The sequence below is a fragment of the Thermovibrio ammonificans HB-1 genome (assembly GCF_000185805.1).
GTDB classification, from domain to species: domain Bacteria; phylum Aquificota; class Aquificia; order Desulfurobacteriales; family Desulfurobacteriaceae; genus Thermovibrio; species Thermovibrio ammonificans.
In genome coordinates this window covers 970,692-995,325 of record NC_014926.1, presented here as the reverse complement: position 1 = coordinate 995,325, position 24,634 = coordinate 970,692, and the positions used below count along the sequence as shown (strand labels likewise).

At 52.8% G+C, this 24,634-nt stretch carries 22 protein-coding genes; 8 read left to right on the top strand and 14 right to left on the bottom strand.

Annotated features, from left to right (window positions below; translation table 11 throughout):
* The first annotated feature begins 2 nt into the window (after window positions 1-2).
* The 3 genes from THEAM_RS05130 (at window position 3) to rsmA (ending at window position 4,901) form a co-directional block, all read left to right on the top strand.
* Entirely contained in the window at window positions 3-1,853 is a 1,851-nt protein-coding gene (locus THEAM_RS05130; RefSeq protein ID WP_013537774.1) for a citrate/2-methylcitrate synthase, read from the top strand.
* A 262-nt stretch (window positions 1,854-2,115) separates the two neighbouring features.
* Window positions 2,116-4,152 (top strand): molybdopterin oxidoreductase family protein, encoded by a 2,037-nt coding sequence (locus THEAM_RS05125; protein WP_013537773.1) that lies wholly within the window; start codon window positions 2,116-2,118, stop codon window positions 4,150-4,152.
* Window positions 4,149-4,901: a 16S rRNA (adenine(1518)-N(6)/adenine(1519)-N(6))-dimethyltransferase RsmA gene (gene rsmA, locus THEAM_RS05120; RefSeq protein ID WP_013537772.1), complete on the top strand. Its 753-nt coding sequence runs from the start codon at window positions 4,149-4,151 to the stop codon at window positions 4,899-4,901. Before THEAM_RS05125 ends, rsmA begins: the two co-directional genes overlap by 4 nt.
* Here rsmA and cas6 read toward each other — a convergent pair.
* From cas6 to THEAM_RS05095, 5 genes are all read right to left on the bottom strand, one after another.
* A complete protein-coding gene (cas6, locus tag THEAM_RS05115; RefSeq protein WP_013537771.1) occupies window positions 4,888-5,550 on the bottom strand; it encodes a CRISPR-associated endoribonuclease Cas6 in 663 nt (220 codons plus the stop codon). The two genes, rsmA and cas6, sit on opposite strands and share 14 nt — an antisense overlap.
* 126 nt (window positions 5,551-5,676) lie before the next feature.
* Window positions 5,677-6,999 (bottom strand): adenylosuccinate lyase, encoded by a 1,323-nt coding sequence (gene purB / locus THEAM_RS05110; RefSeq protein ID WP_013537770.1) that lies wholly within the window; start codon window positions 6,997-6,999, stop codon window positions 5,677-5,679.
* Between the two features lie 29 nt (window positions 7,000-7,028).
* Entirely contained in the window at window positions 7,029-8,405 is a 1,377-nt protein-coding gene (gene hemG / locus THEAM_RS05105; protein ID WP_013537769.1) for a protoporphyrinogen oxidase, read from the bottom strand.
* Complete coding sequence (gene hemH / locus THEAM_RS05100) at window positions 8,405-9,337, bottom strand: ferrochelatase (protein WP_013537768.1); 933 nt, start codon at window positions 9,335-9,337, stop codon at window positions 8,405-8,407. The genes hemG and hemH overlap by 1 nt, the downstream gene beginning before the upstream one ends.
* A gap of 1 nt (window position 9,338) precedes the next feature.
* The gene (locus THEAM_RS05095; RefSeq protein WP_013537767.1) at window positions 9,339-9,752 is read right to left on the bottom strand and encodes a secondary thiamine-phosphate synthase enzyme YjbQ; all 414 of its coding nucleotides are present in this window, start codon (window positions 9,750-9,752) and stop codon (window positions 9,339-9,341) included.
* A 74-nt stretch (window positions 9,753-9,826) separates the two neighbouring features.
* Here THEAM_RS05095 and THEAM_RS05090 point away from each other — a divergent pair, with 74 nt between their 5' ends.
* Window positions 9,827-10,408, top strand: a complete 582-nt coding sequence (locus tag THEAM_RS05090; RefSeq protein ID WP_013537766.1) for an FAD-dependent oxidoreductase — start codon at window positions 9,827-9,829, stop codon at window positions 10,406-10,408.
* A gap of 18 nt (window positions 10,409-10,426) precedes the next feature.
* Here THEAM_RS05090 and hisH read toward each other — a convergent pair whose 3' ends face one another.
* The 4 genes from hisH to THEAM_RS05070 are packed head-to-tail and all read right to left on the bottom strand — an operon-like array spanning window position 10,427 to window position 14,172.
* On the bottom strand, window positions 10,427-11,044 hold the full coding sequence (gene hisH, locus THEAM_RS05085; RefSeq protein ID WP_013537765.1) for an imidazole glycerol phosphate synthase subunit HisH: 618 nt from the start codon (window positions 11,042-11,044) through the stop codon (window positions 10,427-10,429).
* On the bottom strand, window positions 11,041-12,627 hold the full coding sequence (locus tag THEAM_RS05080; protein WP_013537764.1) for an MlaD family protein: 1,587 nt from the start codon (window positions 12,625-12,627) through the stop codon (window positions 11,041-11,043). Before THEAM_RS05080 ends, hisH begins: the two co-directional genes overlap by 4 nt.
* Window positions 12,620-13,393, bottom strand: a complete 774-nt coding sequence (locus tag THEAM_RS05075) for an ABC transporter ATP-binding protein (protein WP_013537763.1) — start codon at window positions 13,391-13,393, stop codon at window positions 12,620-12,622. Before THEAM_RS05075 ends, THEAM_RS05080 begins: the two co-directional genes overlap by 8 nt.
* A complete protein-coding gene (locus THEAM_RS05070; protein ID WP_013537762.1) occupies window positions 13,390-14,172 on the bottom strand; it encodes an MlaE family ABC transporter permease in 783 nt (260 codons plus the stop codon). Before THEAM_RS05070 ends, THEAM_RS05075 begins: the two co-directional genes overlap by 4 nt.
* 143 nt (window positions 14,173-14,315) lie before the next feature.
* On the opposite strand from THEAM_RS05070, the gene lysS reads away from it, so the two are divergent.
* From lysS to tyrS, 4 genes are read left to right on the top strand one after another with little or no spacing between them, the layout of a single operon-like run.
* Entirely contained in the window at window positions 14,316-15,869 is a 1,554-nt protein-coding gene (gene lysS, locus THEAM_RS05065) for a lysine--tRNA ligase (protein WP_013537761.1), read from the top strand.
* Entirely contained in the window at window positions 15,866-17,092 is a 1,227-nt protein-coding gene (locus tag THEAM_RS05060; RefSeq protein WP_013537760.1) for an ABC transporter permease, read from the top strand. Before lysS ends, THEAM_RS05060 begins: the two co-directional genes overlap by 4 nt.
* The gene (locus tag THEAM_RS05055) at window positions 17,089-17,574 is read left to right on the top strand and encodes an N-acetyltransferase (protein ID WP_013537759.1); all 486 of its coding nucleotides are present in this window, start codon (window positions 17,089-17,091) and stop codon (window positions 17,572-17,574) included. The genes THEAM_RS05060 and THEAM_RS05055 overlap by 4 nt, the downstream gene beginning before the upstream one ends.
* On the top strand, window positions 17,571-18,794 hold the full coding sequence (gene tyrS / locus THEAM_RS05050; protein WP_013537758.1) for a tyrosine--tRNA ligase: 1,224 nt from the start codon (window positions 17,571-17,573) through the stop codon (window positions 18,792-18,794). The genes THEAM_RS05055 and tyrS overlap by 4 nt, the downstream gene beginning before the upstream one ends.
* Here tyrS and THEAM_RS05045 read toward each other — a convergent pair.
* From THEAM_RS05045 to THEAM_RS05025, 5 genes are all read right to left on the bottom strand, one after another.
* Complete coding sequence (locus THEAM_RS05045) at window positions 18,791-20,014, bottom strand: bifunctional diguanylate cyclase/phosphodiesterase (protein ID WP_013537757.1); 1,224 nt, start codon at window positions 20,012-20,014, stop codon at window positions 18,791-18,793. The genes tyrS and THEAM_RS05045 overlap by 4 nt on opposite strands.
* Window positions 20,008-21,216, bottom strand: a complete 1,209-nt coding sequence (gene trpB / locus THEAM_RS05040; RefSeq protein ID WP_013537756.1) for a tryptophan synthase subunit beta — start codon at window positions 21,214-21,216, stop codon at window positions 20,008-20,010. The genes THEAM_RS05045 and trpB overlap by 7 nt, the downstream gene beginning before the upstream one ends.
* A 191-nt stretch (window positions 21,217-21,407) precedes the next feature.
* Entirely contained in the window at window positions 21,408-22,202 is a 795-nt protein-coding gene (locus THEAM_RS05035) for a GltB/FmdC/FwdC-like GXGXG domain-containing protein (protein ID WP_013537755.1), read from the bottom strand.
* Window positions 22,203-22,219: 17 nt separating this feature from the next.
* On the bottom strand, window positions 22,220-23,341 hold the full coding sequence (locus THEAM_RS05030) for a class II glutamine amidotransferase (RefSeq protein ID WP_013537754.1): 1,122 nt from the start codon (window positions 23,339-23,341) through the stop codon (window positions 22,220-22,222).
* Complete coding sequence (locus THEAM_RS05025; protein ID WP_013537753.1) at window positions 23,341-24,630, bottom strand: NAD(P)/FAD-dependent oxidoreductase; 1,290 nt, start codon at window positions 24,628-24,630, stop codon at window positions 23,341-23,343. The genes THEAM_RS05030 and THEAM_RS05025 overlap by 1 nt, the downstream gene beginning before the upstream one ends.
* Window positions 24,631-24,634 lie beyond the last annotated feature (4 nt).

Genomic DNA, 24,634 nt, shown 5'->3' with positions numbered 1-24,634 from the left:
AAATGGCAAGGCCCGAATATCTTCTCTTCGATAGAGACACTAAGGCTATCTTCTGGAACCTTAACAGGAACGCTATCCAGCGTATGCTCGACTACGATTACCTTGTAGGTCGTTCACCTTCGATAGTTGCAATTGTTGCTCCCACCCAGAGCAGGAAGTTTGACAAGTTCTTCTACGGCACTGAAGAGATTATGATTCCCATCTACCGCTCAACTACCGAGGCGGCAGAAGCTCACCCCGAGGCCGACGTTCTCGTTAACTTCGCCTCCTTCAGGACCGCTTACGACGTTGCGAGGGAGGCCCTCAACATACCCACAATCAGGACAATTGCAATTACCGCTGAGGGTATTCCCGAAAGGCTCGCCCGCGACATGGCCGCAAGGGCCAAGCAAGAGGGCAAGTGGATAATCGGTCCTGCTACTGTCGGCGGAATTGCTGCAGGAGCTTTCAGAATCGGAAACGCAGGCGGAACCCTTGAGAACATCGTTAAGTCTAAGCTTCACCGCCCCGGCTCCTGCGGACTCGTAACCCGCTCCGGTGGTCTCTTTAACGAGCTCTCAAACATAATTGCCCGCAACGCCGACGGTATCGTTGAAGGTATAGCTATCGGCGGAGACAGGTTCCCCGGCTCAGACTTCCTCGACCACCTCTTAAGGTTCCAAAAGAACCCGGCAGTTAAGTACATGGTTATGCTGGGTGAGGTCGGTGGAGAGCTTGAGTACATGGTTGTTGAAGCTCTTGAGAAGGGGCTTATCACTAAGCCCTTAATCGCTTGGTGTATCGGAACGATTGCGAAGCACTTCGGCGGAGAGGTTCAGTTCGGCCACGCCGGTGCTAAGGCCGGTGCCGATAGGGAGACCGCCGACGCCAAGAACAGGGCCCTCAGGGAGGCCGGAGCACTCGTTCCCGAATCCTTCAACGATATCCCTGACCTCATCAGGAAAGTTTACGAAGACCTTAAGGCCAAAGGCGAAATCGGAGAGATTGAGGAGCCCGAGGTTCCACCCATTCCCGAAGACTACGACAAGGCAAGGAGGGCCGGCAAGGTTAGAAGGCCTACCCACTTTATCTGTACCATTTCCGACGACCGCGGCGAGGAGGCTACCTACTGCGGCGTTCCGATTTCTGAAGTTGTTGAGAAGGGCTACTCGATTGCCGACGTTATCGGCCTCCTCTGGTTTAAGAGGAAGTTTCCCAAGTGGGCTTCCGACTTCATTGACATGGTAATCAAAATTGTTGCAGACCACGGTCCTGCCGTTTCCGGTGCCCACAACGCAAAAGTTACCGCAAGGGCCGGAAAGGACCTTATCTCCTCCCTTGTTACCGGTCTTCTGACAATCGGCCCCAGGTTCGGCGGTGCAATCGACGGAGCCGCTAAGTACTTTAAGATGGCCAAAGAGAAGGGAATGGATCCCTTTGAGTTTGTTGAGTATATGAAGAAGGTTGAGAAGAAGCCGATTCCCGGTATCGGCCACAGGATTAAGTCAACTAAGAACCCCGATAAGAGGGTGGAGCTCCTCAAGAACTACGCCAAGGAGAACTTCCCCTCTACAGAGCTTCTCGACTACGCCCTTGAGGTTGAGAAGGTTACCACCGCCAAGAAGGAGAACCTCATCCTCAACGTTGACGGAACAATCGGCGTTCTCCTGGTTGATATGTTCAGGAGCCTCGGTTTCTCCGAAGCCGAGATTGACGAGCTCATTGAAGCCGGTGCATTTAACGCCTTCTTCGTCTTGGGCCGTTCAATCGGGTTTATCGGCCACATCCTTGACGAGAAGCGTCTTGCTATGCCCCTTTACAGGCATCCGTGGGACGATATCCTCTACGACGTTAAGAGGCCAGAGGGCGTTTAGCGTTAGACCCTTTATACGATTAAGGGGGGCAAAAGCCCCCCTTTTTTATTTTCGCTCTGTGAATAAAAAAGAGCTGGCCCGCAGGCCAGCCTAAGGAGGGTACCATGGGAATTGGAGGGGAGGTGCACCCCTTAATTTAGGCTAAGTATGCTAATATGTCAATACCTATAATGTTAGCTATATTATTTAGGTTCTAATATAGCTTAGGACAATTGGGCTTAGATAGTTTAAAATTTTCTGAACTCCTACCCGGAGGAGCGGTTTGAAGATAAGCGTCTGTACCTACTGCGGAGTTGGGTGCGAAATCGGCTTTGAAAACGGTAGAGTTGTTCCCGTAAACGGTGTTGTGAGCAAGGGGAAGCTCTGTATAAAGGGGATATTCGGTCACCAGTTTGTCAATCATCCCGACAGGATAAGGGGAGCTCTTGTTAGGGAAGAGCTTCTCACCCGCTACGGCTACGCCCCTTCCTCCTACCCAAACTTCAAAGGCTTTAAGCTCGTTCCCTATTCGGTTGCTTACAGAATCACAGCTGAAGAGCTTAACCGACTAAAGGAGTGCTATGGCCCCCACTCCCTCGCCTTTATAGGGGGAGCGAGGACGAACTGTGAGAGCGCCTACCTCTTTCAACGCTTTGCCCGCCAAGTTGTAGGCTCGCCCCACGTTGATAACTGTGCAAGGATATGCCACGCACCTTCCCTGAAGGGGCTAAGAGCCACCGTTGGGGAGGGGGCGGCCTCGGTCCCCTTTGATGAAATCTACAACGCAGAGCTTATCTTTGTTCTCGGCTCCAACACCACAGAAGCCCACCCGATAGTGAGCCACAGGGTTATAGAGCGGGTGAGGAGCGGCGCAACCCTTGCCGTTTTAGACGTTAGAGAGATAGGCCTCTTCCGCTTTGCCAAGTATAAACTGGCAATCCCCTACGAGAGTAACCTCCTCTTTTTAAACGCCCTTGCCAGGGTTATAGTTGAGAGGAGGCTCTACAACGAGCCCTTCCTCCGGGAGAGGGTAGAAAACTTTGATGAGTTTAAAGAGGCTATCTTAAAAGACCCCCTTTCCCACCCTTCGGTGTTTGAAAGACTGCCCGGCTACTCCCACTTGGCCCATCAGATAGAAGAGCTCGCCTTTGAGATTGCCACCAAGAGGACCCTATTTATGTGGGGCTTGGGAATTACCGAACATACCGACGGTAGCTACGCCGTTATGGCCATTGCAAACCTTGCCCTTTTAACCGGTAACGTAGGAAAAGAGGGCTGCGGCCTCATGCCCCTCAGGGGCCAGAACAACGTTCAGGGGGCCTGTGACGTTGGGATGCTTCCCTACTACCTTCCCGACTACAGAGTTCCGGAGGAAATCGGCTACAAAACTCCCGAGATAATAGACGCTATCGACGATGGGCGTATAAAGGCCCTGTGGGTTATAGGAGAAGACATAGCCCACGTTCACCCGAACCAGTCTAAAATCCGCTCTGCCCTTAAAAAGCTTGAGTTCCTTGCAGTTAACGAGCTTTTTCCCTGTGAGGTTACCCGCTTTGCCCACGTTGTTTTCGGAGTTAAGAGCTGCTACGAAAAGAGCGGTGTTTACGTAAATGCCGAGCGGCGACTCCACCTTTCCCGGCCGCTTTTTGAAACTGACCTGCCCGACGACTGGGAGGTTATAAACGGAGTTGCCTCCCAGATGGGAGCGCCCTTTAACTTTAAAAGCTCTGAAGAAGTGTGGAATGCCCTCAGGGAAGACGCTCCTAAGCGTTTTAAAGGGGCCACCTATGAGCTCCTTGAAAAGGACCCCCTCAACCCGCCCCAGTGGCCCGTTACAGAGGAAGGAAAGGGGACGCCGATTCTCTATAGGGAGAGCTTCCCAACCCCTTCGGGCAAGGCACGGCTCGTTTACACCCCTTATAAGCTCCGCGGTATGGTTAAGGAGCTCCTTGAGCGGGGCAAGCTCTCCGGCTTTTACCTTACCACCGGCAGAGTTCTGCCCCATTACAACAACGCAAACCAGACCGGCAGGTGTGAAACCCTTGAAAAGTTCCAAACCTTTAAAGAAGACACCGTTTACGCAAGCGAGGCCGATAGGGAGCGCTTAAAGGGGGCCAAGCGGGTTATCCTGAGGTCCGAGTACGGAGAAACCGCTCCCCTGCCCCTTGAGTTTAACCGCCACCTAAAGCCGGGAACCCTCTTTGTTTCCTTCCACCGAGCAAAGAGCAGGATTAACTTCCTGTTCGGGGATGAAGCCGACGAGCTTGTCAAAACCGCCCGCTTTAAATCGGTAAAAGTTGAAGTTGAGGTGGTTGAGTGAGGCTAAAGAAACGTTACGGTCAGCACTTCCTTAAAGATAGAAATGTTATCCGGCGGATAGCAGACGCCCTCCCTATTACCTCAGACGACGTTGTTGTTGAAATAGGCCCCGGCGGAGGGGCTCTTACGGAAGAGCTTCTTGCCCGAAACCCCAAAGCCCTTTACGCTATCGAGATAGACCCCGACTGGGTAGACTACCTGAAGGAGCGTTTTAAAGACAGAATCACCGTTTTTAACGCCGACGCCACAACCTTTGACTTCTCCCAACTCGGCAGAGGTTTGAAATTTTTCGGAAATCTCCCCTACAACGTCTCTACAGCCATAATCAGGAACCTGCTCAACCACCGCTCTGCTTTCTCGGGCGGCGTTTTCATGGTTCAAAAGGAGGTCGCTGGCAGGCTAACGGCAACGGGCGGAAAAGAGTTCGGCTACCTGCCTGCTCTCCTTCAGAGGTTCTTCACGGTAAAGCCCCTCTTCGATGTACCTCCCGGGGCCTTTAAACCCCCTCCTAAGGTTTGGTCTACGGTTGTGAAGCTTGAGCCCAAGGAGCCCGAACTCTCAGACGAGGAGCTCTTGCCCTTTGAGAACTTCCTCAAAATGGCCTTCTCCCACAGGAGGAAAAAACTCAAGAAGAATATCCCGGTTAAAGGGGAGCTTCCCCCACACCTTCAGCCCCTCCTTGAAAAGAGGGCCGAAGAGCTTACCGGAGAGCAGCTCCTTGAGCTTTTCAGGGCCCTTAAACGGCAGTAGCCACCATGCCGAAACCTTGGCTGTTCCTGCCGCCGAGCCCAACTGTCAGTGCCACTCTCAGGGCCTCCGGGTCTCCTTCAAGGTCGAACATCCCCTTCCACGCCTCTATTACGAACCGGTTCCGGTACTGAACCACCGCCTTTTTAAACACCCCCTCGGGAGAAGGTTGAACCGATATTTCGGGCCTGATACCGGTAAGTTTCTCGGTTTTCTCCTTTAAATCCTCTTCAAGCTTTTTGAAGAACTCCCCGTTTGTTGGCCTGTGGTAGAGGGTTTTGCCGTTGGGGAGGCTCTGGAAGACCGTTACCGGCGAGAGGGTTTTTACTTTTATGCTCTTTTCGTTTACCGTTACCGGAACGGCGTCTACTTTATCGATTCTTACCCTGTTTTTCCCGAGCCGGAGCTCCGTTCCCACCGGGAATTCAATTTCTACATCTTCAAATATTGAAACGTAGAAGTGAAATGAGGATAAGAACGAAATTCTCTTCCTCTCTTTGTTAATCCTCTTCTTCCCGAAAAAGTTGGAGTAGGTAAAGTGGAGCTTTTCCGCTTGGGGAATTAAGTTAAATAGGAATCCCCTGAGTATGTGGTTGTAGTGAATGGGGAGATATACCGGAGATTCCGAAGAGAGATAGATACAGTACCTCAACTCCTCACCCCTCGTTCTTATTTTTTCGCGCCGCTTTTATTGGTTTTTTGTTATCTATTTAACTTTGAATTATATTTTACCGCCGCCCATATTTCTTTAAAAAAGATTAAAGGAGGGCGGGGAGGGCTACTCCCCGAATACCCTCTTGAATATGTAATCTACGTGCTTTGTGTGGTAGGAGAGGTCGAAAATCTCCTCTATCTCCTCCTCCGAGAGGACTTTTCTAACCCTTTCGTCTTTTTTGAGAAGCTCTTTGAAGTCTTTGCCCTCGTTCCACACCTTCATTGCGTTTTCCTGAACGATTGCGTAGGCCTCCTCCCTTGAAAGGCCCCCCTTCTCTATCAGGGTGAGGAGAACCCTCTGGGAGAAGATTAGCCCCTTAAGTAGGTTTAGGTTTTTCATCATGTTCTCGGGGTAAACAACCAGGTTCTCCATAAGGCCGGCAAACTTCTGAAGCATGTAATCGAGGGCTATGCAGGCATCGGGGAAAACGGTTCTCTCGGTGGAGGAGTGGGAGATGTCCCTTTCATGCCACAGGGGAACGTTCTCCATTCCTACAATGGAGGCGCTCCTCACAACCCTTGCAAGGCCGCAGAGCCTCTCCGAGAGTATCGGGTTCCTCTTGTGGGGCATTGCGGAGCTACCTTTCTGTCCTTTCCTGAAGGGTTCTTCAACCTCCCTTACCTCTGTCCTCTGAAGGTGTCTGATTTCGGTTGCAAACTTCTCTATGGAAGATGCTGTGAGGGCAAGGGCGTTCAGGAACTCTGCGTGTCTGTCCCTCTGAACCACCTGGTTGGAGGCCTTTGCGTAGTCTATTCCCAGCTTCTTGCAGGTGAGCTCTTCCACCCTCGGGTCTATGTTTGCAAAGGTCCCCACTGCTCCCGAGAGCTTCCCTACAGCCGCCCTCTTAACGGCGGCTTTGAGCCGCTCGTAGTTCCTCCTCATTTCGTCGTACCATATGGCCAGCTTCAGGCCGAAGGTTATGGGCTCTGCGTGTATCCCGTGGGTTCTTCCCACCATAACGGTGTTTTTGTGTTCAAAGGCCCTCTTCTTTATGGCCTCCATGACTCTCTCTATATCTTTGAGGAGCAGCTCTCCCGCCTGTTTTATCTGGAGGGCGAACGCCGTGTCGAGCATGTCCGACGAGGTCATACCGAAGTGGAGGTACTTGGCTTCGTCGCCTACTATCTCCTTTATGTAGGTGAGGAAAGCTATAACGTCGTGGTTCGTTACCTCCTCTATCTCGGCTATGCGCTTTGTGTCAAACTCCTTCTCCCCTTCAAGGTAGGGCTTAACTTTCTCCTTTATCTTCTCTACCGCCTCTTTCGGAATCTTCCCTATCTCTGCCCAGCTTTCGGCCGCCGCAACTTCAACCTTGAGCCAGTTCCTCAGTTTGTTCTGCTCGTCCCATATGCTGCCCATTTCGGGTAGAGTGTAGCGGGGTATCATAGACACCTCCTTAGCGAGTTTGGGCGATTTTAACAAAGGGAGTTCAGGACTTCCTCTGCCGTTTCTCTGGCGCTTTTGGTGCAGTCGTTTATACCTACGCCTTTGTAGGCGTTGTTGCAGAAGAAGAGGTTGCCCAGCTCCCTGCCGAGTTTGAATATCCTTTCCACTTTTTCGGCGTGCCCGATGGTGTAGTGGGGAATGCCCTTTTCGTGGCGGAACACCTTTACCATCTCCGGGTAGTGGCGGATTTTCATTATTCTCTTGAGCTCCTTCAGGGCTATCTCTGTGAGCTCTTCCTCGCTTTTGAGTGCAAGCTCCGGCTGGCGTGCTCCGCCTATCATTACCCTGATTAGGGCCTTTCCTTCCGGGGCCCTGTTGGGGAATACCGAGCTGTCCCAGAGGGCTCCCAGAATCTTCCTCCCTTCAACTTTCGGCACGAGGAACCCGAAGCCGTCGAGGTTGTGGCCCAGCCCCCTCTTTTCAAAGCCCAGGGCAACTACCGATATGGGGGAGTACTCTATGGAGGCAAGTAGCTCTGAGAGCTCCCTTGAGGTCTCCTTTAGCACCTGTGCGGCTGCGTAGGCCGGTAGGGAGAGGACCACGGCGTCGAACTCTTCGCTTTTCTCTTTACCTCGGAGGGTGTAGGTTACCAGCCACTTGTCTTTTTTCTTCTCTAAGGTTTTTACTTGGGCTTCGGGGGTGAAGCTCTCTCCCAGCTCTTGGGCAAGGAGCTGGGTAAACTGGCTCATCCCCTTAACGAAAGAGGTAAGTACGCCTCCCGGGCCGGCGGGCCCTGAGCTTTTCGCTCCCTTCTTCTTTGCCTCCTTCGCCTTTGCTATGAGCCCCCTGATGAGTCCGCCGTACTCCCTCTCCAGCCTGTAGATGGTGGGAAAGGCCGCCTTTAGGCTCATCCTTTCGGGGTCGCCGGCAAATATTCCGGCAACCATCGGGTCGAGCAGGTAGTCGAGGGCCTCTTTCCCGAGCCTGCGCCTTACAAACTCGGCGAGGGTTTCGTCCTCTTTTTCGGAGGGGGGGACGAGGAGCTCTCCCAGCACTCTCACCTTACCTTTCCAGGAGAGCAGGTAGGAGGAGAGAAAGGCTATCGGGTTCTCCGGCAGCCTTACAAGCCTGCCGTTTTTATAGATGAACCTTTTCCTTGCCTTGTCGGAGCTTCTGTAGAGTAGCTTTTCGGCCCCCAGCAGCTTTACCAGCTCTAAGGTATCGGGCTTGCCGTCGAGGAACCCGTTGGGCCCTGACTCAACTATGTAGCCTTTCTCGTAGTAAGTTCTCGCCTTTCCTCCCGGATAGTTTTCCCTCTCGAGGAGCTTCACCTGGGCCCCGCCCCTTTTTAGGTAAAAGGCGGTTGAAAGCCCAGAAACACCGCCGCCTATAACGCACACTCTCATCACTCACCCCTCAGCTTTTCAACTTCTCCCTTTAGGGCCTCTATAAGGAGCGGAGAGTCGTGTTTCAGCCTAACTCTCCTGTAGTCAATCCCCAGCTCTTTCGCAACCTCTTTATACTCTACATCGAGTTCGTACAAGGTCTCTATGTGTTCCGAGACGAAGCTTATCGGGAAAACGACAACCGACGAGAACCCCATCTCTTTGAGCTCTCTCAGCGTCTCTTCCGTAGACGGCTCGAGCCACTCTATCGGCCCTACCTTGCTCTGGTAGGAGATAAACCACCTGAAACCGGTAAAGGCCGAAGCGATGAGCTGTGCACTCTCCTTTACCTCTTCCGGGTAGGGGTCTCTCTTCTCCTCCACAAAGTACTTGGGTAGGCTGTGGGCCGAAAACAGCAGGGCCGTCTCGTTCGGGTTCAGCCCTTTCAGGTAGGGCCTTATCATCTCCTGAGCCCACTTTACGTATAGGGGGTTCCTGCACCAGGAGCGGCAGTGTTTGACCTCTACTCCCTTTAACTGTTTTTCAACGTCCCGTATGCACGCCCCCACGGTGCCGTAGGAGAACTGGGGATAGAGTGTAATGTGGTAAATCTTTTTGTAGCCTTCCTCTTTTATCTCTTTGGCAACTACCTCAAGGAGGGGCTCTGAGTAGAGCATTCCGCACTTTACCTTTAGGCCCGTGGCCTTGGCAAGGAGCTCTGCCTGCTGTAGGGAGTTCCTCACGAGAGGGCTACCCCCTCCGATTGCCTGATACTGGGGCTGCACTTTAGGGGTTCTAAAGGTTGCTATCAGGTAGGCAAGGGGCTTCTGGAGAAAGGCCGGAACGCCGAAGTTTATGAGGTCTCTGTCGGAAAAGAGCCTGTAGAGGAAGGGTTTTATCTCTTTGAGATTTGAGGGAGCTCCCATGTAGGTAAGCAGAACCGCCTCTTTCAACTCACTCTCCGATTATTTTGATGATTACCCTTTTGGGCCTCTGGCCGTCGAACTCGGCGTAGAAGATTTCCTGCCAAGGCCCCAGGTCCAGCTCTCCGTTTGTTATCGGCAGGACCACCTGGAGGTGGACCAGCAGGTTCTTCAGGTGGGCGTCGCCGTTGTCTTCGCCCGTTCTGTGGTGTTTGTAGTCGGGTCTGAAGGGGGCCAGCTTCTCCAGCCACTCCCAGATATCTTCGTGGAGCCCCTCTTCGTCGTCTTGGATGATTACCGCCGCGGTTAGGTGCATTGCGGAAACGAGGCACAGCCCCTCTTTAACTCCCGACTCTTTTACCGCCTCTTTAACGGTGTCGGTTATCCTTATGAGCTCTCTGCGCCTTTTGGTGTTAAACGTAAGGTATTTAGTGTAAGCCTTCATGGCGCCTCCTTCTTGAAGTAGTTGTGATTATCTCAAATGGGGTTTATGTTCTTAAAGAAAAGGCGGAGGTGGTGATGTACGGAGTGGTTATTGTGGGCGGCGGGCCTGCAGGTCTTTCCTGTGCCCTTACGCTTGCAGACGGGGCAAGGCGCTTCGACTTCGCAAGGAAGCCAATAGCCGTTGTAGACAGCGGAAGCTCCGACGTTTTAAAGGCCGTTTTAAACAACGTTCCCGGCGTTAAGAGGGGAACCACCGGAGAGGAGTACCTTGAGTTCCTCAGGACTCAGGTGGAGGAGTTTGAGGAGGTTAACCTGATTGAAGGTGAGGTTGCAGAGGTTACCGGCAGGGAGGGTGAGTTTAAGGTGGTTCTTTCCGACGGCAGGGAGCTTCAGGCCGAGCTGGTTGTTTTCGCTACAGGCTTTCACTCCTTCCCGGTAAAAACGGACCTCGTTGAAGTTGTTCCCCACCCCAAGTCTCCCAGGCCCGGGAAAATCGCCCTTAGGCCTAAGGCTCCCGGCGTTTACGTTGCGGGTCTTGCTGCCGGCGTTATAACGATGGTTGCCTCTGCAGCAGGTAGCGGCGTTGAGGTGGCCTGCGACATACTCTCTAAGTGGGCCGGTAGAGTCGTTGTGGGTCACGATAAGATAGGCGGTTAAGGGGGCCTTTGCCCCCCTTTAGGCGCTTTTTACAATAGAGAGGAAGTTCTCAAGGAGCTTCAGCCCAGCCCTTTGGCTCTTCTCCGGGTGGAACTGAACCGCAAACAGGTTCTCCTTCTCAACGGCAGATGTGAAGGTTATGCCGTAGTCGGTTTCCGTTAGAGTTACGCCGGGCTCTTCGGGCTTAACGTAGAACGAGTGGACGAAGTAGAAGAACTCCCCTTCTTTAATGCCCTCAAAGAGCTTCGACTCCTTCTTCAGGTAAACCTGGTTCCAGCCCATATGGGGAATCTTGAACTCAGGAGGCAGCCGAAACCGAACAACCTCTCCCCTTATGAGCTTCAGCCCCTCACTTTCGCCGAACTCGTAGCTAACGTCAAAGAGCAGCTGAAGCCCCAAACATATCCCCAGAAACGGCTTGCCCTTCTCAACCTGCCTTATAAGGGTTTCCCACAGGTTGAGCTCTTTCAGGTTCCTTACTGCGTCTTTAAACGCTCCTACCCCCGGCAGGACAACCACCTCTGCCTCCTCAATTCTCTTCGGAGAGCTCGTTACCTCAACATCTCCGCCTACCGATTCAATCGCCTTGCTTACGCTCCTGAGATTTCCCATTCCGTAGTCTACAACGGCTATCACTTTATACCTCCGGGCATTGAGCCGAGCAGGTACTTAATGTCGTTGTCGCCGAACAGGACGCCGGCTCCAAGGTAAACGCCTCTCCACTTGTGGTACAGGAGCTCGTCGCCGCCTCCGTAAACGAACCAGTTCTTGTTGAGGAAGTACTTAACTCCCACTCGCAGGTGGGGCGGTATGTTGTCTCCCTTGGAGTCCTTCCTGCCGGTGTTCCAAAGGTCCGAAACCAGCATAAACCGCTTGTTAAACAGTAGGTCGAGCCCTACCCCTCCGGAGCTCTCTTTGAGTCCTCCCCTCAGAACCAGCTTCGTTCCCGGCCTCAGCCAGTCGGCGTTGAATATCCTGGCGTACTGGAGGGTGAACTGGGTTTTGTAGTTCTTCTCCACCTCTTCTCGCCAGCCGGTTGTCGTTCCCGTATCTATGTAGTACTTCTGGTAGGTTATGTGTCCCTGGGAGTTGCCCACAACCTCAAGCAGGTAGTAGTGGTCCTTCTCCGGGGGCTCCACCTTCAGGGTAAACACCCCTCTGCTGTCGCCGGTTCTCGTGTTTACGTCGCCTCTGAAGCCTACGTAAACTTGAGTCTTTTCGACCTTCTCCGCAAGGCTTCCCAAGGTTTTGACCGTTTTATCCAAGTTGGCGTAAAGGCTTTCGTCGTTGAAGAGCTTCCCGATGGTTCCCTTGCCGCTGTTGACTTTGGCCAGAAGCTCCTTCAGCTCCTTTGTTGTGGCCTTGATGTTTGCCAGGGTCTCCTTGATGTTCTTCGTATCCTGTTCGTTGAGGAGCTCTTTCAGGTTCTTGGTGAGTTGGTCGAGGTTCGCGGCAATCTGGGGTGCCTTATCGCTCGCCAAGCGCAGGTTCCTTACCAGCTGACGGATGTCTTGGCGGTTCTCAAGGGTTACTTCCGAGAGCTGCTGGGTGAGGTTGTTTACGTTGTCGAGTATCTGGGGAAGCTCCTCCCGCAGGCTCTCTGTAAGGGCCAGGGCGTTCTCTATGAGCTTCTTAACGTTTTTCCTGTTCTCGGTTAAAAGGGTGTCAACGTCGTTTACAACCTTGTTCACGCTTGCGGTCAGCTGGTTTATCCTGTCCATTATGATGGCGATTCTGTTCTTGCCGTCGGGGGTTGTAACCGCCTGGTTGAACTTCTCGAGGAGCTGGTTCAGAGAGGTCATCACCTGGTCCATAGAGGCGGGAACCTGGGTCTGCTCTATAACCGAGCCCGGGGGAAGCGGTGGTGCCGGCGGGTGGCCCGGGTCTATCTCAACGTACTTTTCGCCCATTAGGCCCATGGTCTCTATCTTTGCAACGGCGTTTTTGTAGAGCTTCACGGGCTTTGTGAAGATTATCTCTACAACCGCCTTGCCGTCTTTTACTCCTACCTTTACAACTTTACCCACCGTAACTCCGGCCACCCTTACCGGGGCGTCCTTCTCAAGGCCGGCGGCGTTGCTGAAGTAGATAAGGTAGGGCTTTTGCTCAACCCCCCTTTTAAACTGTAGGGGGTTGAGGGTTGTTGCTATAACTCCAAGGCCGGTGAGCCCGGCAATTACCAGGGCGCCAACTTTGGCCTCAAGACTCAGCTTACCCATCTTCACGCTCCAGAGCTTCGGTTATAGGCCCTTCAGGTTCTCCGTTGATGAACTGTTTAACAACTGGGTTTTTACTGTTTCTAATCTCTTCCGGCGTTCCCACTTCAACCACCCTGCCGTTAAAGAGTATCGCTATCCTGTCGGCTATCCTGAAGGCGCTTGTAACGTCGTGGCTCACAACAACGCAGGTCTTGTTAAACTCGCTCCGCAGCCTCAGAATCAGCCTGTCGAAAATTGCCGTCATCACCGGGTCAAGGCCCGAGGTGGGCTCGTCGAACAGTATGCACTTTGGGTTCATACACAGGGCCCTTGCAACGGCCACCCTCTTTCTCATACCTCCCGAGAGCTCGCTGGGGAATAGGTCTTCCGTTCCGGAAAGCCCCAGGAGCGACAGGTAGTAGCTGGCCTTTTCCCGGGCCACTCTCTCCTTCACGCCCTTCTTCTCTATGAGGTAGAAGGCCACGTTGTACCAAACCGGGTAGGAGTCAAAGAGCGCTCCGCTCTGGAAAACGTAAGTAAGCGTCTCCCTGAAGCGCTCAAGCTCCTCCTCTTTCAGGTTTATAACGTCGAAGTCGTAAACCTTTATCCTCCCCTCGTCGGGGATTATGAGCCTTGCTATCTGCTTCAGCAGAACGCTCTTTCCCGTTCCCGACGGCCCCATTATCACGAAAATTTCGCCGTCGTAAACGGTGAAGCTCACGCCGTTGTGGACAACCTTATTGCCGAAGCGCTTTTTCAGGTTCTCAACTATTATCGCTTCCCTCATAGGTTAAAGAGCCTCAGCAGGTAGGTTATCAGGTAGTCGAATATGAGAATCGCTATCGAGGAAGAGACAACCGCCTTTGTAGTGGACTCTCCGACCCCTTTTGCTCCTCCTCTCGTGTAGTATCCGTAGAGGCAGCTTATAGTGGAGAGGAGAAAGCCGAAAACGGCGGCCTTTATGAGGCCGTGAAACACGTCTTCCATATGGGCGAAGTTCTGGGTGTACCTCAGGTAGAGGGTCTTGTTAACGCCGAAGATGTGGACGCTTACCAGGTATCCCCCTATGTAGCCTATTATGTCGGCTATAACGGTAAGGAACACCAGAGAAATGGTTGTGGCGTATATCCTTGGGGTTATGAGGAACTTAATGGGGTTTACGGCCATCATCTCCAGGGCGTCTATCTGCTCTGTAACCCTCATGGTTCCTATCTCGGCTGCCATAGCAGAGCCCGAGCGGGCGGTTACGAGCAGCGCTGAGAGAACCGGAGAGAGCTCCCTGGCCATCGAGATTGCCACAACCGCGCCTATCATGAACTCTGCGTTGAACCTGTGGAAGGCGTTGTAGGTCTCAAGGGCGATAACGCCGCCTGTGAACAGGCTCGTTACCGCTATCACCGGTATGGAGTCTGAGCCTATGGTTGCAAGGTAGTAGATAAACCTCTTGAGCCTCAGCGGCGGCTTAAATGCAAGGGTTACGGCCTTTGCAGAGAGCAGGAACCACCTTCCCCAGAACTCCAAGAAGGCGATTACCCACCTTCCTACGGCCTCGAGGAGTTTAACCACTGACTCCCTCAATCATCGTAGATTCAAAATCGTGTAAATTATACACTTTCCTTTTATTCAATTTCTTTGGTTCAGTTTGAAGTTTCCCTTCTAAATGCCTAAACTTTAGGCAGAAAATTCCAACTTTCCAGTGGAGAGAGAGGATGGCAGAGGAGAAGAGTCTGGAGCACAAGATAGTAGAGCAGCGGAAGGAAAAGGTAGAGAAGCTGAAAGAGCTCGGCTACGAGCCCTACGCCTATAAGTTCGACGTTAACGCCAAAGCCGGTGAGCTTATTGCCCGTTTCGGCAGGGTGAAAAGCCAGGAGGAGCGCGAGGGAGAAGAGCTTCCCTCCCAGGAGTTCTCCCTTGCCGGCCGTATAGTCTCCATGAGGGTTATGGGCAAGGCCGCCTTCTTCCACATTCAGGACGAAAGCGGCAGGCTCCAGTGCTACATCAGGCGGGACACGGTAGGGGAAGAGTTCTACAACAAGGTTTTTAAGAGGCTCATAGATATCGGCGACATCGTTGGGGTAAAGGGGACCCTTTTCAGAACCAGAACCGGCGAGCTGACCCTTGAGGTTAAGGAGCTCACCCCCCTTACCAAGTCTTTAAGGCCCTTGCCCGAAAAGTGGCACGGCTTGAAAGATACCGAGAAGCGCTACCGTCAGCGCTACCTCGACCTCATAGTGAACCCGGAGGTCAGGGAGGTATTCAGAACCAGAACCGAGGTTATAAAGGCCATAAGGGAGTTCCTCGACAGCAGGGGTTTTCTGGAGGTTGAGACCCCAATCCTTCAGCCTATAGCTTCGGGAGCGGCCGCAAAGCCCTTCATCACCCACTACAACGCCCTCGACATAGACGTTTACCTGAGAATAGCCCCCGAGCTCTACCTGAAGAGGCTTCTGGTTGGGGGTTTTGAGCGGGTTTACGAGCTGGGCAAGAACTTCCGTAACGAGGGGATAAGCACCCGCCACAACCCCGAGTTTACGATGGTTGAGTGGTACATGGCCTACGCCGACTACTACGACCTTATGGAGATGACCGAGGAGCTCTTTGAGTTTCTCCTGGATAGGCTCTACGGCCCCGGCGTTAGGGAGATAGAGTATCAGGGAACGAAAATCTCCTTTAAGAGGCCCTTCAGGAGAATCTCCTACCTTGAGGAGCTCTCGAAGAAGACCGGACTCACCCCCGATGAGCTCCTCCACAACGAGGAGAAGGTTCTTCAAAAGGCCAAGGAGCTCGAGATAGAGAACGCCGAGAAGCTCTCCCACTTTAAGAGAGTTCAGGAGCTCTTTGAGAAGCTGGTAGAGCCCGAGCTTATCCAGCCGACCTTCGTTGTAGATTTCCCCAAGGCTATATCGCCCCTTGCCAAGGAGAAGCGCGGTAACCCCGAGCTTGTTGAGCGGTTTGAGCTTTTCATCTACGGCCGTGAGGTTGCAAACGCCTACAGTGAGCTCAACAACCCCGAGGAGCAGGCAAGGCGCTTTAAGCAGCAGCTCCAGGAGAAGGCGAGGGGAGACGAGGAGGCCATGGAGTACGACGCCGATTTTGTTACCGCCCTTGAGTACGGTATGCCTCCCACCGCCGGCGAGGGGATAGGAATAGACAGGCTCGTTATGCTCTTTACCGATAAAGACTCCATCAGGGAAGTTCTCCTCTTCCCTCAGCTCAGGCCCGAGAGGAGAGAGGAGAAGAAGGAAGAGGTTAAGGAGAGTTGAACCCGCTCCTTCTGTGGCTTGCGGTTAGGAGTTTAAAGCCCAAGGGCGGCTACCACTCCTTCGCCGTTTTGATTGCAGTTCTCGGCGTTGTTGTGGGGGTGGCCGCCCTTATAATCGTTAACTCCGTTATGACCGGCTTCCAAGACGCCATAAAGAAGCGGCTTCTTTCTGCCAACGCCGACATAATAGTGATGAAGCGTTCGGGTCCCTTTGTTCGTTACGACTACGCTCAGCACGTGATATCGAAGATTAAGGGCGTTGTAGGTGTTGAGCCGTTTATCTACGTTCCGGCTATGGCCACGGCCGGTCAGGCCCAAACAGCCGCAAGTGCTTCCATAAGGGGGTGTGTTCCCGCCCTTGAGCCAAAAGTTACCTCCATTCCCCGGCACATGGTTGTTGGAGACTGGAAGCTCTTTGAGAGCTCCCCGAAGGGTGTGGTAATCGGGCGTATTCTTGCCGATACTCTCGGCATAACGGTGGGAGACGAAATCACCTTTATATCTCCCTACGGCAGGAAGACCCCTTTCGGCGTTATACCCCGAACGGCCAAGTTCACCGTGGTGGGCATATTCGAGGTGGGGATGTATCAGTTTGACTCCTCCTTGGTTCTTGCCCACCTTGACGCCGTTCGTAAGGCATTCGGTTTCGGAGATTCTGTTACGGGTTTAATGGTTAAGGTTAGGGACCTTAACCTCGTTAAACCCGTTGAGAGGCAGATAGAGGCCGTCCTCGGCCCTGCCTACTCGGTTCAGGACTGGATATCTTTAAATAAGAGCCTCTTCTCGGCACTGAAGCTTGAGAAGCTCGCCATGTTCCTGATTCTGACGCTGATTGTGGTTGTTGCCTCTTTCAACATCTCCAGCCTTCTCATGATGACGGTGAGCTCAAAGTCCAGGGATATTGCCATACTGAAAACCGTGGGGGCGGAAAACGGCTTTATCGTGAAAGTTTTCGTCCTTCAGGGGCTTCTGATAGGGGCAATCGGCACTATTTTGGGTGAGGCAATCGGGATTGCCGTTTCCGTTTTCGGCGAGAAGTTTAAGCTCATTCCCCTGCCGCCGGACGTTTACTACATAGACCACCTTCCCTTTCAGCTCCACCTTGCAGACTGCGTAGTTGCCGCCGTTGCGGCCCTAATCATAAGCGGGATTGCAACGGTTTACCCGGCGCTGAGGGCGGCGAAAACTGAGCCTGTGAAAGTTCTTAGGATGGGGGAGAGTTGAGCAGGAGCGTTCCCGGCACCATTAGGAAGGCAAAAGTTCAGGATGCGGAGAGCATTCAGTTCCTCGTTAACCACTACGCCAAACTGGGGCTTATGCTTCCCCGTTCCATAAACAGCATCTACGAGAACATAAGGGAGTTCTGGGTTTACGAAGAGGACGGAACGGTTCTGGGCGTGTGTGCCCTCTCTGTTTTCTGGGATAACCTTGCGGAGGTGCGCTCCCTGGCGGTTGCTCCCGGTCACACGGGAAAGGGTATAGGCACCGCCCTTGTAAAGAGGGCCCTTGAGGAGTCGCTTGAGCTCGGGATTAACAGAGTTTTTACCCTTACATACCAGGTGGACTTTTTCAGGAAGCTCGGCTTTAGGGAGATAGATAAGAACACCCTTCCCCATAAAATCTGGAGGGACTGTATAAACTGTGTAAAATTCCCCAACTGTGATGAAACGGCTATGGAGATAATACTTGAAGGAGAGGAGAGATGACCCCGCAGGAGCAGTTAAAAGTTATAAAGAGGGGAACCGCCGAGATTATAGGGGAAGAGGAGCTTTTGGAGAAACTGAAGTCGGGTAGGAAGCTCCGCATTAAGGCGGGGTTTGACCCTACGGCCCCCGACCTTCACCTGGGCCATACGGTTCTCCTTTGGAAGCTCAGGGACTTTCAGGAGCTCGGTCACGAGGTTTACTTCCTCATAGGCGACTTTACCGCAATGATAGGGGACCCTACGGGCAAGAACGAAACCCGCCCGCCCCTCACAAGGGAGGAGGTTCTTAAAAACGCAGAAACTTACGCACAGCAGGTTTTCAAGATACTCGACCCCGAAAAAACCGTTGTGGTTTTCAACAGCGAGTGGCTCGGCCAGATGAGCGCCGCCGACCTCATAAAGCTTGCCTCCAAGTACACAGTGGCAAGAATGCTTGAGAGGGACGACTTTGAGAAGCGCTTTAAGGAAGGCAGGCCCATACACATTCACGAGTTCATCTATCCCCTCCTTCAGGGCTACGACTCGGTTGTGTTAAAGGCCGACGTTGAGCTCGGGGGAACCGACCAGAAGTTCAACCTCCTGATGGGGCGCCACCTTCAAAGGGAGTACGGTCAGGAGGAACAGGTCTGCATAATGATGCCCATTTTGGAGGGGCTCGACGGCGTTCAGAAGATGAGTAAGAGCCTCGGTAACTACATAGGGATACTTGAGCCTCCGGAGGAGCAGTTCGGTAAAGTGATGAGGATTTCCGACGAGCTCATGTGGCGTTACTACAGGCTCGTTACCCGCGTTCCGGAGGAGGAGATAGAGGAGATGGAGCGGGCCGTTAAGGAGGGGCGGCTCCACCCGATGGAGGCAAAGAAACGCCTTGCAGAGACCATAGTTGCCACTTTCCACGGTGAAGAAGCCGCAAAGAGGGCGAGGGAGCACTTCGAGAGGGTCTTCTCCCGAAGGGAGCTTCCCCCCGAAATCCCCGAGCCCGAAGTTGAAGTTCCCGAAAACCCGATTTGGCTGCCCAAGTTACTGAAAATCTTAGGGCTTGTTAAGTCTACCAGCGAGGGCAGGCGTCAGATAAGGGGCGGTGCCGTCAGGATAGACGGCCGGAAAATCCTCGACGAAGACTACAAAGTGGACCTGCTTGCAGGGGAGTTTGTCGTTCAGGTGGGCAAGAGGCGCTTTGCCAAGATAAAGCCCGAAAACGTTAAGTTGACTTCCGGTTAAGGCGACAGCTCCACCCTCACCTCTACGGGCTCTGGGGCGGGCTTACCTATGAAGTAGCCCTGCCCCAGGGAAACCCCTATCGCCTTCATCAGGCGGTAGGTCTCTTCGTCTTCTATGAACTCTGCAAGGGTTCTCAGCTTAAAGGCCTTCCCCACTTCAACTATGGACTTCACTATGGTCAGGTCTTTCCTGTCCTCTTTTGCCCCGCGGATGAAGCTGCCGTCGATTTTTATAACGTCTGCGGGGAACTTTTTCAGGTACATGAAGTTTGAGTAGCCCGCCCCGAAATCGTCTATTGCTATTCCGGCGTTGAACTCTTTAAATAGGGTGAATATGCTGATTGCCGCCTTTTCGCTCATGAGTTTTTGGGACTCGGTTATTTCAAATATCACGTTTGAGAGGTCCAGGTTGTACTGTTTGGCTATCTGGAAAATGGTGTTAAGCTCCCTGAAGAAGTACTTCATTGAGAGGTTGAAAAAGAGCTTGTAGGGGCCGAAGAACTTTATGGTGTTTATAAAGAGGAGTTTGTCTATTTCGGGGGTAAGGGCGAGGGAGTCTGCAACCGAGAAAACGTAGTCTCCCTTTAGGATTTCGTCTCTGTATTTTATTCTCGATAGCACTTCGTATCCGAATATCTCGCCGGTTCTTAACGAGACTATCGGCTGGAAACAGGGGAATACGGCCTTGTTCCTTATCGCCTCTATGAGCTTCTGTCTTATTTCTCTGAACTTCTTGGCGTCCTGAAGGCTGAAGTGCTGGTAGAAGACCAGCTCGTTTTTGCCCTCCCTCTTTGCGGTGTAGAGGGCGTCTTCCGCCTGTGAAAAGACTTCAAAGTACTGCTCCTGTCCGCTGCTGACTCCGCCGCTAACGGTTACCCTGATGAACTCATCTTTCAGCTTGAACTCTATGAGGTGGATGTGGCGGTTGAATACCTCTTTAATCCGGATAATCGGAACTTTGTCAAAGAGCAGGACCGAAAACTGGTTTGCTCCCGTTCTTGCTACGAAGAAGTGGGAGAAATACTTCTTAAACACCCTTTTTAGGTGGTGGCCGGTGGCCTTTAAAACGGCGTCTCCCAGCTGGTAACCGTGGGAGAAGTTTACGAACTTAAAGTCGTCTATGTCGAATATGGCAATTATTACGGGTGTTCCGGGCTCTACACTCCTGAGCTTGTTGAAGAAGGACTTCCTGGAAGGTAGGCCTGTAACCTCGTCTACCATATTCTAAGCTCCGGTCGCTCTTCGAGAATCTCTTTTACCTGGTTAACGTCTTTATCGCCTCTTCCCGAGAGGTTTATCACAACCGTTTTACCTTTAAGCTTCTCCCTGTTCTTAAGAACCCAGGCAACGGCGTGGGAGCTTTCAAGGGCCGGTATTATCCCCTCGGTTCTTGAGAGTACCTGGAAGGCCTCGAGGGCCTCTTCGTCGGTTACCGCGTAGTATTGGGCCCTTTTAACCTCCTTTAAGAGTGAGTGCTCCGGTCCTACTCCCGGGTAGTCGAGGCCTGCAGATACCGAGTGGGTGGGGGTTACCTGGCCGTCTTCGTTCTGGAGCAGGTAGGACTTGGCCCCGTGGAAAACGCCGACTTTACCCTTGCACAGGGTTGCTGCGTGTTTGTCGGTGTCCAGGCCGTAGCCCCCAGCCTCTACGCCTATAAGTTCCACCTCTTTATCTTCTATGAAGGGGTAGAAGATGCCGATTGCGTTGCTCCCTCCGCCCACACAGGCCACTATTGCGTCGGGCAGCCGTCCCTCGGCTTTGAGTATCTGTTCTCTGGTCTCCTTTCCTATAACCGACTGAAAGTCCCTAACTATCATGGGGTAGGGGTGAGGGCCTACCGCCGAGCCGATGATGTAGTGGGTGGTCCTGACGTTTGTTACCCAGTCCCTTATGGCTTCGTTTACCGCGTCTTTAAGTGTTCTGCTGCCGCTTTTGACAACCTCTACCTTGGCGCCGAGAAGCTCCATCCTGAAAACGTTTAGGGCCTGTCTGTGAACGTCCTCCTCCCCCATGTATACTATGCACTCAAGCCCCAGGAAGGCGCAGGCGGTAGCCGTTGCAACGCCGTGCTGGCCTGCTCCGGTTTCGGCTATTATCCTCTTCTTACCCATTCTCTTGGCAAGGAGCGCCTGACCCAGGGCGTTGTTGATTTTGTGGGCTCCGGTGTGGTTGAGGTCTTCCCTTTTCAGGTAAACTTTAATGCCGTTCCCGAGGAACTCCGATAGGCGCTCGGCAGGCTGCAGGGGAGTGGGCCTTCCTACGTACTGTTTTAGGAGTTTTCTGAATTCGGATTGGAAGCTTTCGTCCTCTTTAAGCTCTCTGTACTTCTCCTCAAGCTCCGAAAGAGCCGCCATTAAGGTTTCGGGAACGAACTTTCCTCCGAAGGGGCCGAACTTTCCGAGGGAGTCGGGGTAGTTGTACAAGGTGGACCTCCTGACAGTAGAGCCTCTGCTATGCCAAATTTAACCAAATTTTCCGGGTGAAGTAAATCGCTTGGAGGGCCGAGGCTGTTTCCGGCTGTAGCTGGGAGTTTTCACTTTCTTGGGGGTGTGTTTGGCGGTTTTAAAGACAAACGGGGCCTACAAGGCAGGCCCCGTTACCGCTTTGCAGGAGATTACTTAATCAGTCCGGCCGCTATACCCCACCTGTGGGCGTACATTCGGCCGTAAGGCCTTGTGCTTACGGGAACAATCTTTGTGAAGGGCTCGGAGAGAATTTCATCTACCGGTATCCCGAAGGCTTCGGAGAAGCCTTTCAGCTCTTCCGTTAAAAGTTTCATATCCTCTAAGGTCGGCTCAAACACTTTGACCTCTTTGCCCAGGTACCTTTTGGGAACTTCTCCCCTTACGAAGATAACGCCACCGTGCATTCCGGTTGCACAGTAGTCGCCCACTATATCCTCTCCGGGCTTTCTGTTGAGCCCGAGCAGTATGAGCCTGCCTCCGGCCATGTACTCGCCGAAGAAGTTCCCCGCCTTTCCTCCCACTATAAAGGTGGGAACGAGGTTTTTGTATCCCTTCATGTGGATTCCCACCCTGTAGCCTACGTCCCCCTCTATGTAAACTTTTCCTCCCCTCATTCCGTAGCCGCATACGTCTCCAGCGTGGCCTCTAACCACTATTTTCCCTTCCCTCATGGTGTTGCCAACACCGTCTTGGGCGTTCCCGAACACCTCTATTTCGGGGCCGTAGAGGAAAATGCCCAGGTCGTTTCCTGCCGTTCCGTGAACCTCAATTTTCACCTTTCCCTTTATTCCTGTTCCTATGTAGCGCTGCCCGTAAACTTCTCTCAGCACTACCTTCTTGGCCCCTTGGTTTACGAGCTCTTTGATTTTTCGGTTCACTTCCCTGTAGTGGGTTGTTCCGCACTTTATCTCGTATACTCCGTCCGATATCTGTCTAACTTCCATGGTTCACCTCTGCTGTTTTATGCCGGGTAACATACGTCCTCTTCTTTACAGTGGTTGAGAAGCGCTATTACCGGCTCTCCGGCTTTGGGCATCCAAACCCTTTCGGGCTCGGGGCAGATAACCCTTATTGCCGACTCTTCACTCGCCATGTAAACGGTTTCGCCGTTTACGGCGGCAACGAAGGGCCTGAGCTTTATCCTGTCGTTGAACCCGATTACTCCGTCTTTGAAGGCAAAGAGCATTGCAAACGGCCCGTTGAGCATTGCCGGAGCGTAAACCGTCCTTATCATCTTTGCCATTTCGGCAACTTTCTCAAGTCCGCTTTCCCTGTAGTGTTCTATATCTTTCCAGAAGGGGGCGGCCATTGCCATAAATACGGCCCTTATCGGTAGCCTGTGTTTCCTGAAGAGCAGGTCAAAGAGGTAGGCCGCAACTTCGGTGTCTGTTAAGAGGGTGCACTTGTACCCGAACATCTCAACGTAGCGCTTGTTCGTTCCGTAGGAGGTTATCTCTCCGTTGTGGACTATTGCCCAGTCCAGCAGTGTGAATGGGTGGGCACCTCCCCACCAGCCGGGCGTATTCGTGGGGAAGCGGGTGTGGGCAAGCCAGATGTATCCTTCGTACTCCTTTATCTCGAAGAAGTCCCCGATTTCGTCCGGGTGGCCTACGCCTTTAAAGGCCCCCATGTTCTTGCCGCTTGATATTACGTACGCCCCTTTTACCTTCTCGTTTATGGTCATTACCGCCCTTACCACTAAGTCCTCTTCCGTTTCGGTGGGGAGCTTTGCCTCCTCCTTCGGCTCCACGAAGTAGCGGTAGAAGGTGGGCGGGTTTGTCTTCTTGTAGAGCGACGGCACGCTCTTTGTAGGAATCATTTCAGACTTCACTATCCTGAAGAACCTGTTTAGAACTGCATTAACTTCGCTTTCGTAGTCTATGTCGTCGAGCATTACGTGGAAGGCGTAGAACTGGGCCATATCGGGGTAGATACCGTAGGCTGCGTATCCCGCTCCCATTCCGTTGCCGCGCTCTTTCATTGCGGTGATGGAGTCGTATATGTACTTGCCGCTTATTTTTTTGCCGTCTCTGTTTACTATTCCGGCCAGGCCGCAGCCTGACATTTCGGAGTAGCAAGCCATTACACAGCCCTCCAGTCTTTGTAGGCGGTTTTATCCTGCTTGAGCTTCTCCTCTCTCCACCACTGGGGAAGGTCTACAAGGCCGAAGTCCGGTTCAACGAGCCTCTCTTTCACCTGGGAAACGTCTATCTTCTGCCTTATCAGGTTGGTGAGGATTCCCACCCTGTCTATCTCGCCTATGGCGACAAACCCCACCAGCCTACCCTCTTTCAATATCGCCTTTCTGTAAAAGCCCTTCTTTTCGAACTGGTCGTTTACCAAGGTCTCGTAGGAGCTGTCGGGAGCTTCCACTATGCCGGCGTTTAAGACCGGGGTGGGCAGGAACTTTAGGGAGTTAAGGGGCAGGCCTCCCAGGTATTCCAGCTTTTTACCGGCCATGTTGAGCCCGGCTACAAATCCCTGCTCGAAGGCAAGGGGGAAAAGGGGTAGGGGCTTTGTCTGGCCGTCGGTTATGTCGAGGCACTCTGTACAGTCGCCCGCTGCGTAGATGTCCGGAACGGAGGTTTGCTGGTGGAGGTCTACCGTTATTCCCCTGTTCACCTGAACCCCTGCCGTTTGGGCAAGCTCGGTGTTGGGGCGAACGCCTATTGCCACCACCACCGCGTCTGCCCTTATAACTTCGCCGCTTTTGAGCTTCACGCTGGAAACTTCGTTCTCGCCCAAGATTTCCTCTACGGTGTTGTTGAAGAGGAACTCAACCCCCTTCTCCTTTAGCATCTGTTCAACGATTTGGGAGCCCCTTTCGTCGAGGGCCTTTGCAAGGACCCTGTTGAGAAGCTCTACAACCTTGACCTTAACTCCGATTTCCCTCAGGAAGTAGGCCACTTCCAGCCCTATGAATCCCGAGCCTATAACTACAACCTCTTCAGCTCCCCGCTCTTTCAGGTAGTTCTTGAAAGCCTTTGCGGAGTGAAGCTCTGTAAAGGTGAAAACCCCTTTCTTATCGCTTCCCTTAATGGGCGGGACAAAGGGCTTTGCACCCGTTGCAATCAACAGCTTATCGTAGGGGATTAGCTCGTTTGAGTCGAGGGCAACCACTTTGTTTTTCGGGTTAACCGATATCGCCTTGTGGCCCAAGATTTGGGTTACGTTGTTCTCCCTGAAGAACCCTTCGTCCCGGTAGATGAGCTTCTCCTCTGGTATATCCACCAGAACGTCTGCTATCATGGGCTTTGAGTAGCACTTATCCTCGTAGGATATAACCGTTATCTCGCTTTCCGGGTCCACCTTCCTTATTCCCGTTATGCAACCTACGGCGGCCGCACTGTTTCCCACTATCACGTATTTCATAAAC

Bases quoted from the DNA above. Each gene is read 5' to 3' on its own strand.
- THEAM_RS05130 (WP_013537774.1), top strand. From the start codon at position 3: ATGGCAAGGCCCGAATATCTTCTCTTCGATAGAGACACTAAGGCTATC.
- THEAM_RS05045 (WP_013537757.1), bottom strand. From the start codon at position 20,014: ATGGTAGACGAGGTTACAGGCCTACCTTCCAGGAAGTCCTTCTTCAAC.
- purB (WP_013537770.1), bottom strand. From the start codon at position 6,999: ATGATACCCCGCTACACTCTACCCGAAATGGGCAGCATATGGGACGAG.
- THEAM_RS05095 (WP_013537767.1), bottom strand. From the start codon at position 9,752: ATGAAGGCTTACACTAAATACCTTACGTTTAACACCAAAAGGCGCAGA.
- tyrS (WP_013537758.1), top strand. From the start codon at position 17,571: ATGACCCCGCAGGAGCAGTTAAAAGTTATAAAGAGGGGAACCGCCGAG.
- THEAM_RS05035 (WP_013537755.1), bottom strand. From the start codon at position 22,202: ATGGAAGTTAGACAGATATCGGACGGAGTATACGAGATAAAGTGCGGA.
- lysS (WP_013537761.1), top strand. From the start codon at position 14,316: ATGGCAGAGGAGAAGAGTCTGGAGCACAAGATAGTAGAGCAGCGGAAG.
- THEAM_RS05075 (WP_013537763.1), bottom strand. From the start codon at position 13,393: ATGAGGGAAGCGATAATAGTTGAGAACCTGAAAAAGCGCTTCGGCAAT.
- THEAM_RS05090 (WP_013537766.1), top strand. From the start codon at position 9,827: ATGTACGGAGTGGTTATTGTGGGCGGCGGGCCTGCAGGTCTTTCCTGT.
- THEAM_RS05025 (WP_013537753.1), bottom strand. From the start codon at position 24,630: ATGAAATACGTGATAGTGGGAAACAGTGCGGCCGCCGTAGGTTGCATA.
- hemG (WP_013537769.1), bottom strand. From the start codon at position 8,405: ATGAGAGTGTGCGTTATAGGCGGCGGTGTTTCTGGGCTTTCAACCGCC.
- THEAM_RS05080 (WP_013537764.1), bottom strand. From the start codon at position 12,627: ATGGGTAAGCTGAGTCTTGAGGCCAAAGTTGGCGCCCTGGTAATTGCC.
- THEAM_RS05030 (WP_013537754.1), bottom strand. From the start codon at position 23,341: ATGGCTTGCTACTCCGAAATGTCAGGCTGCGGCCTGGCCGGAATAGTA.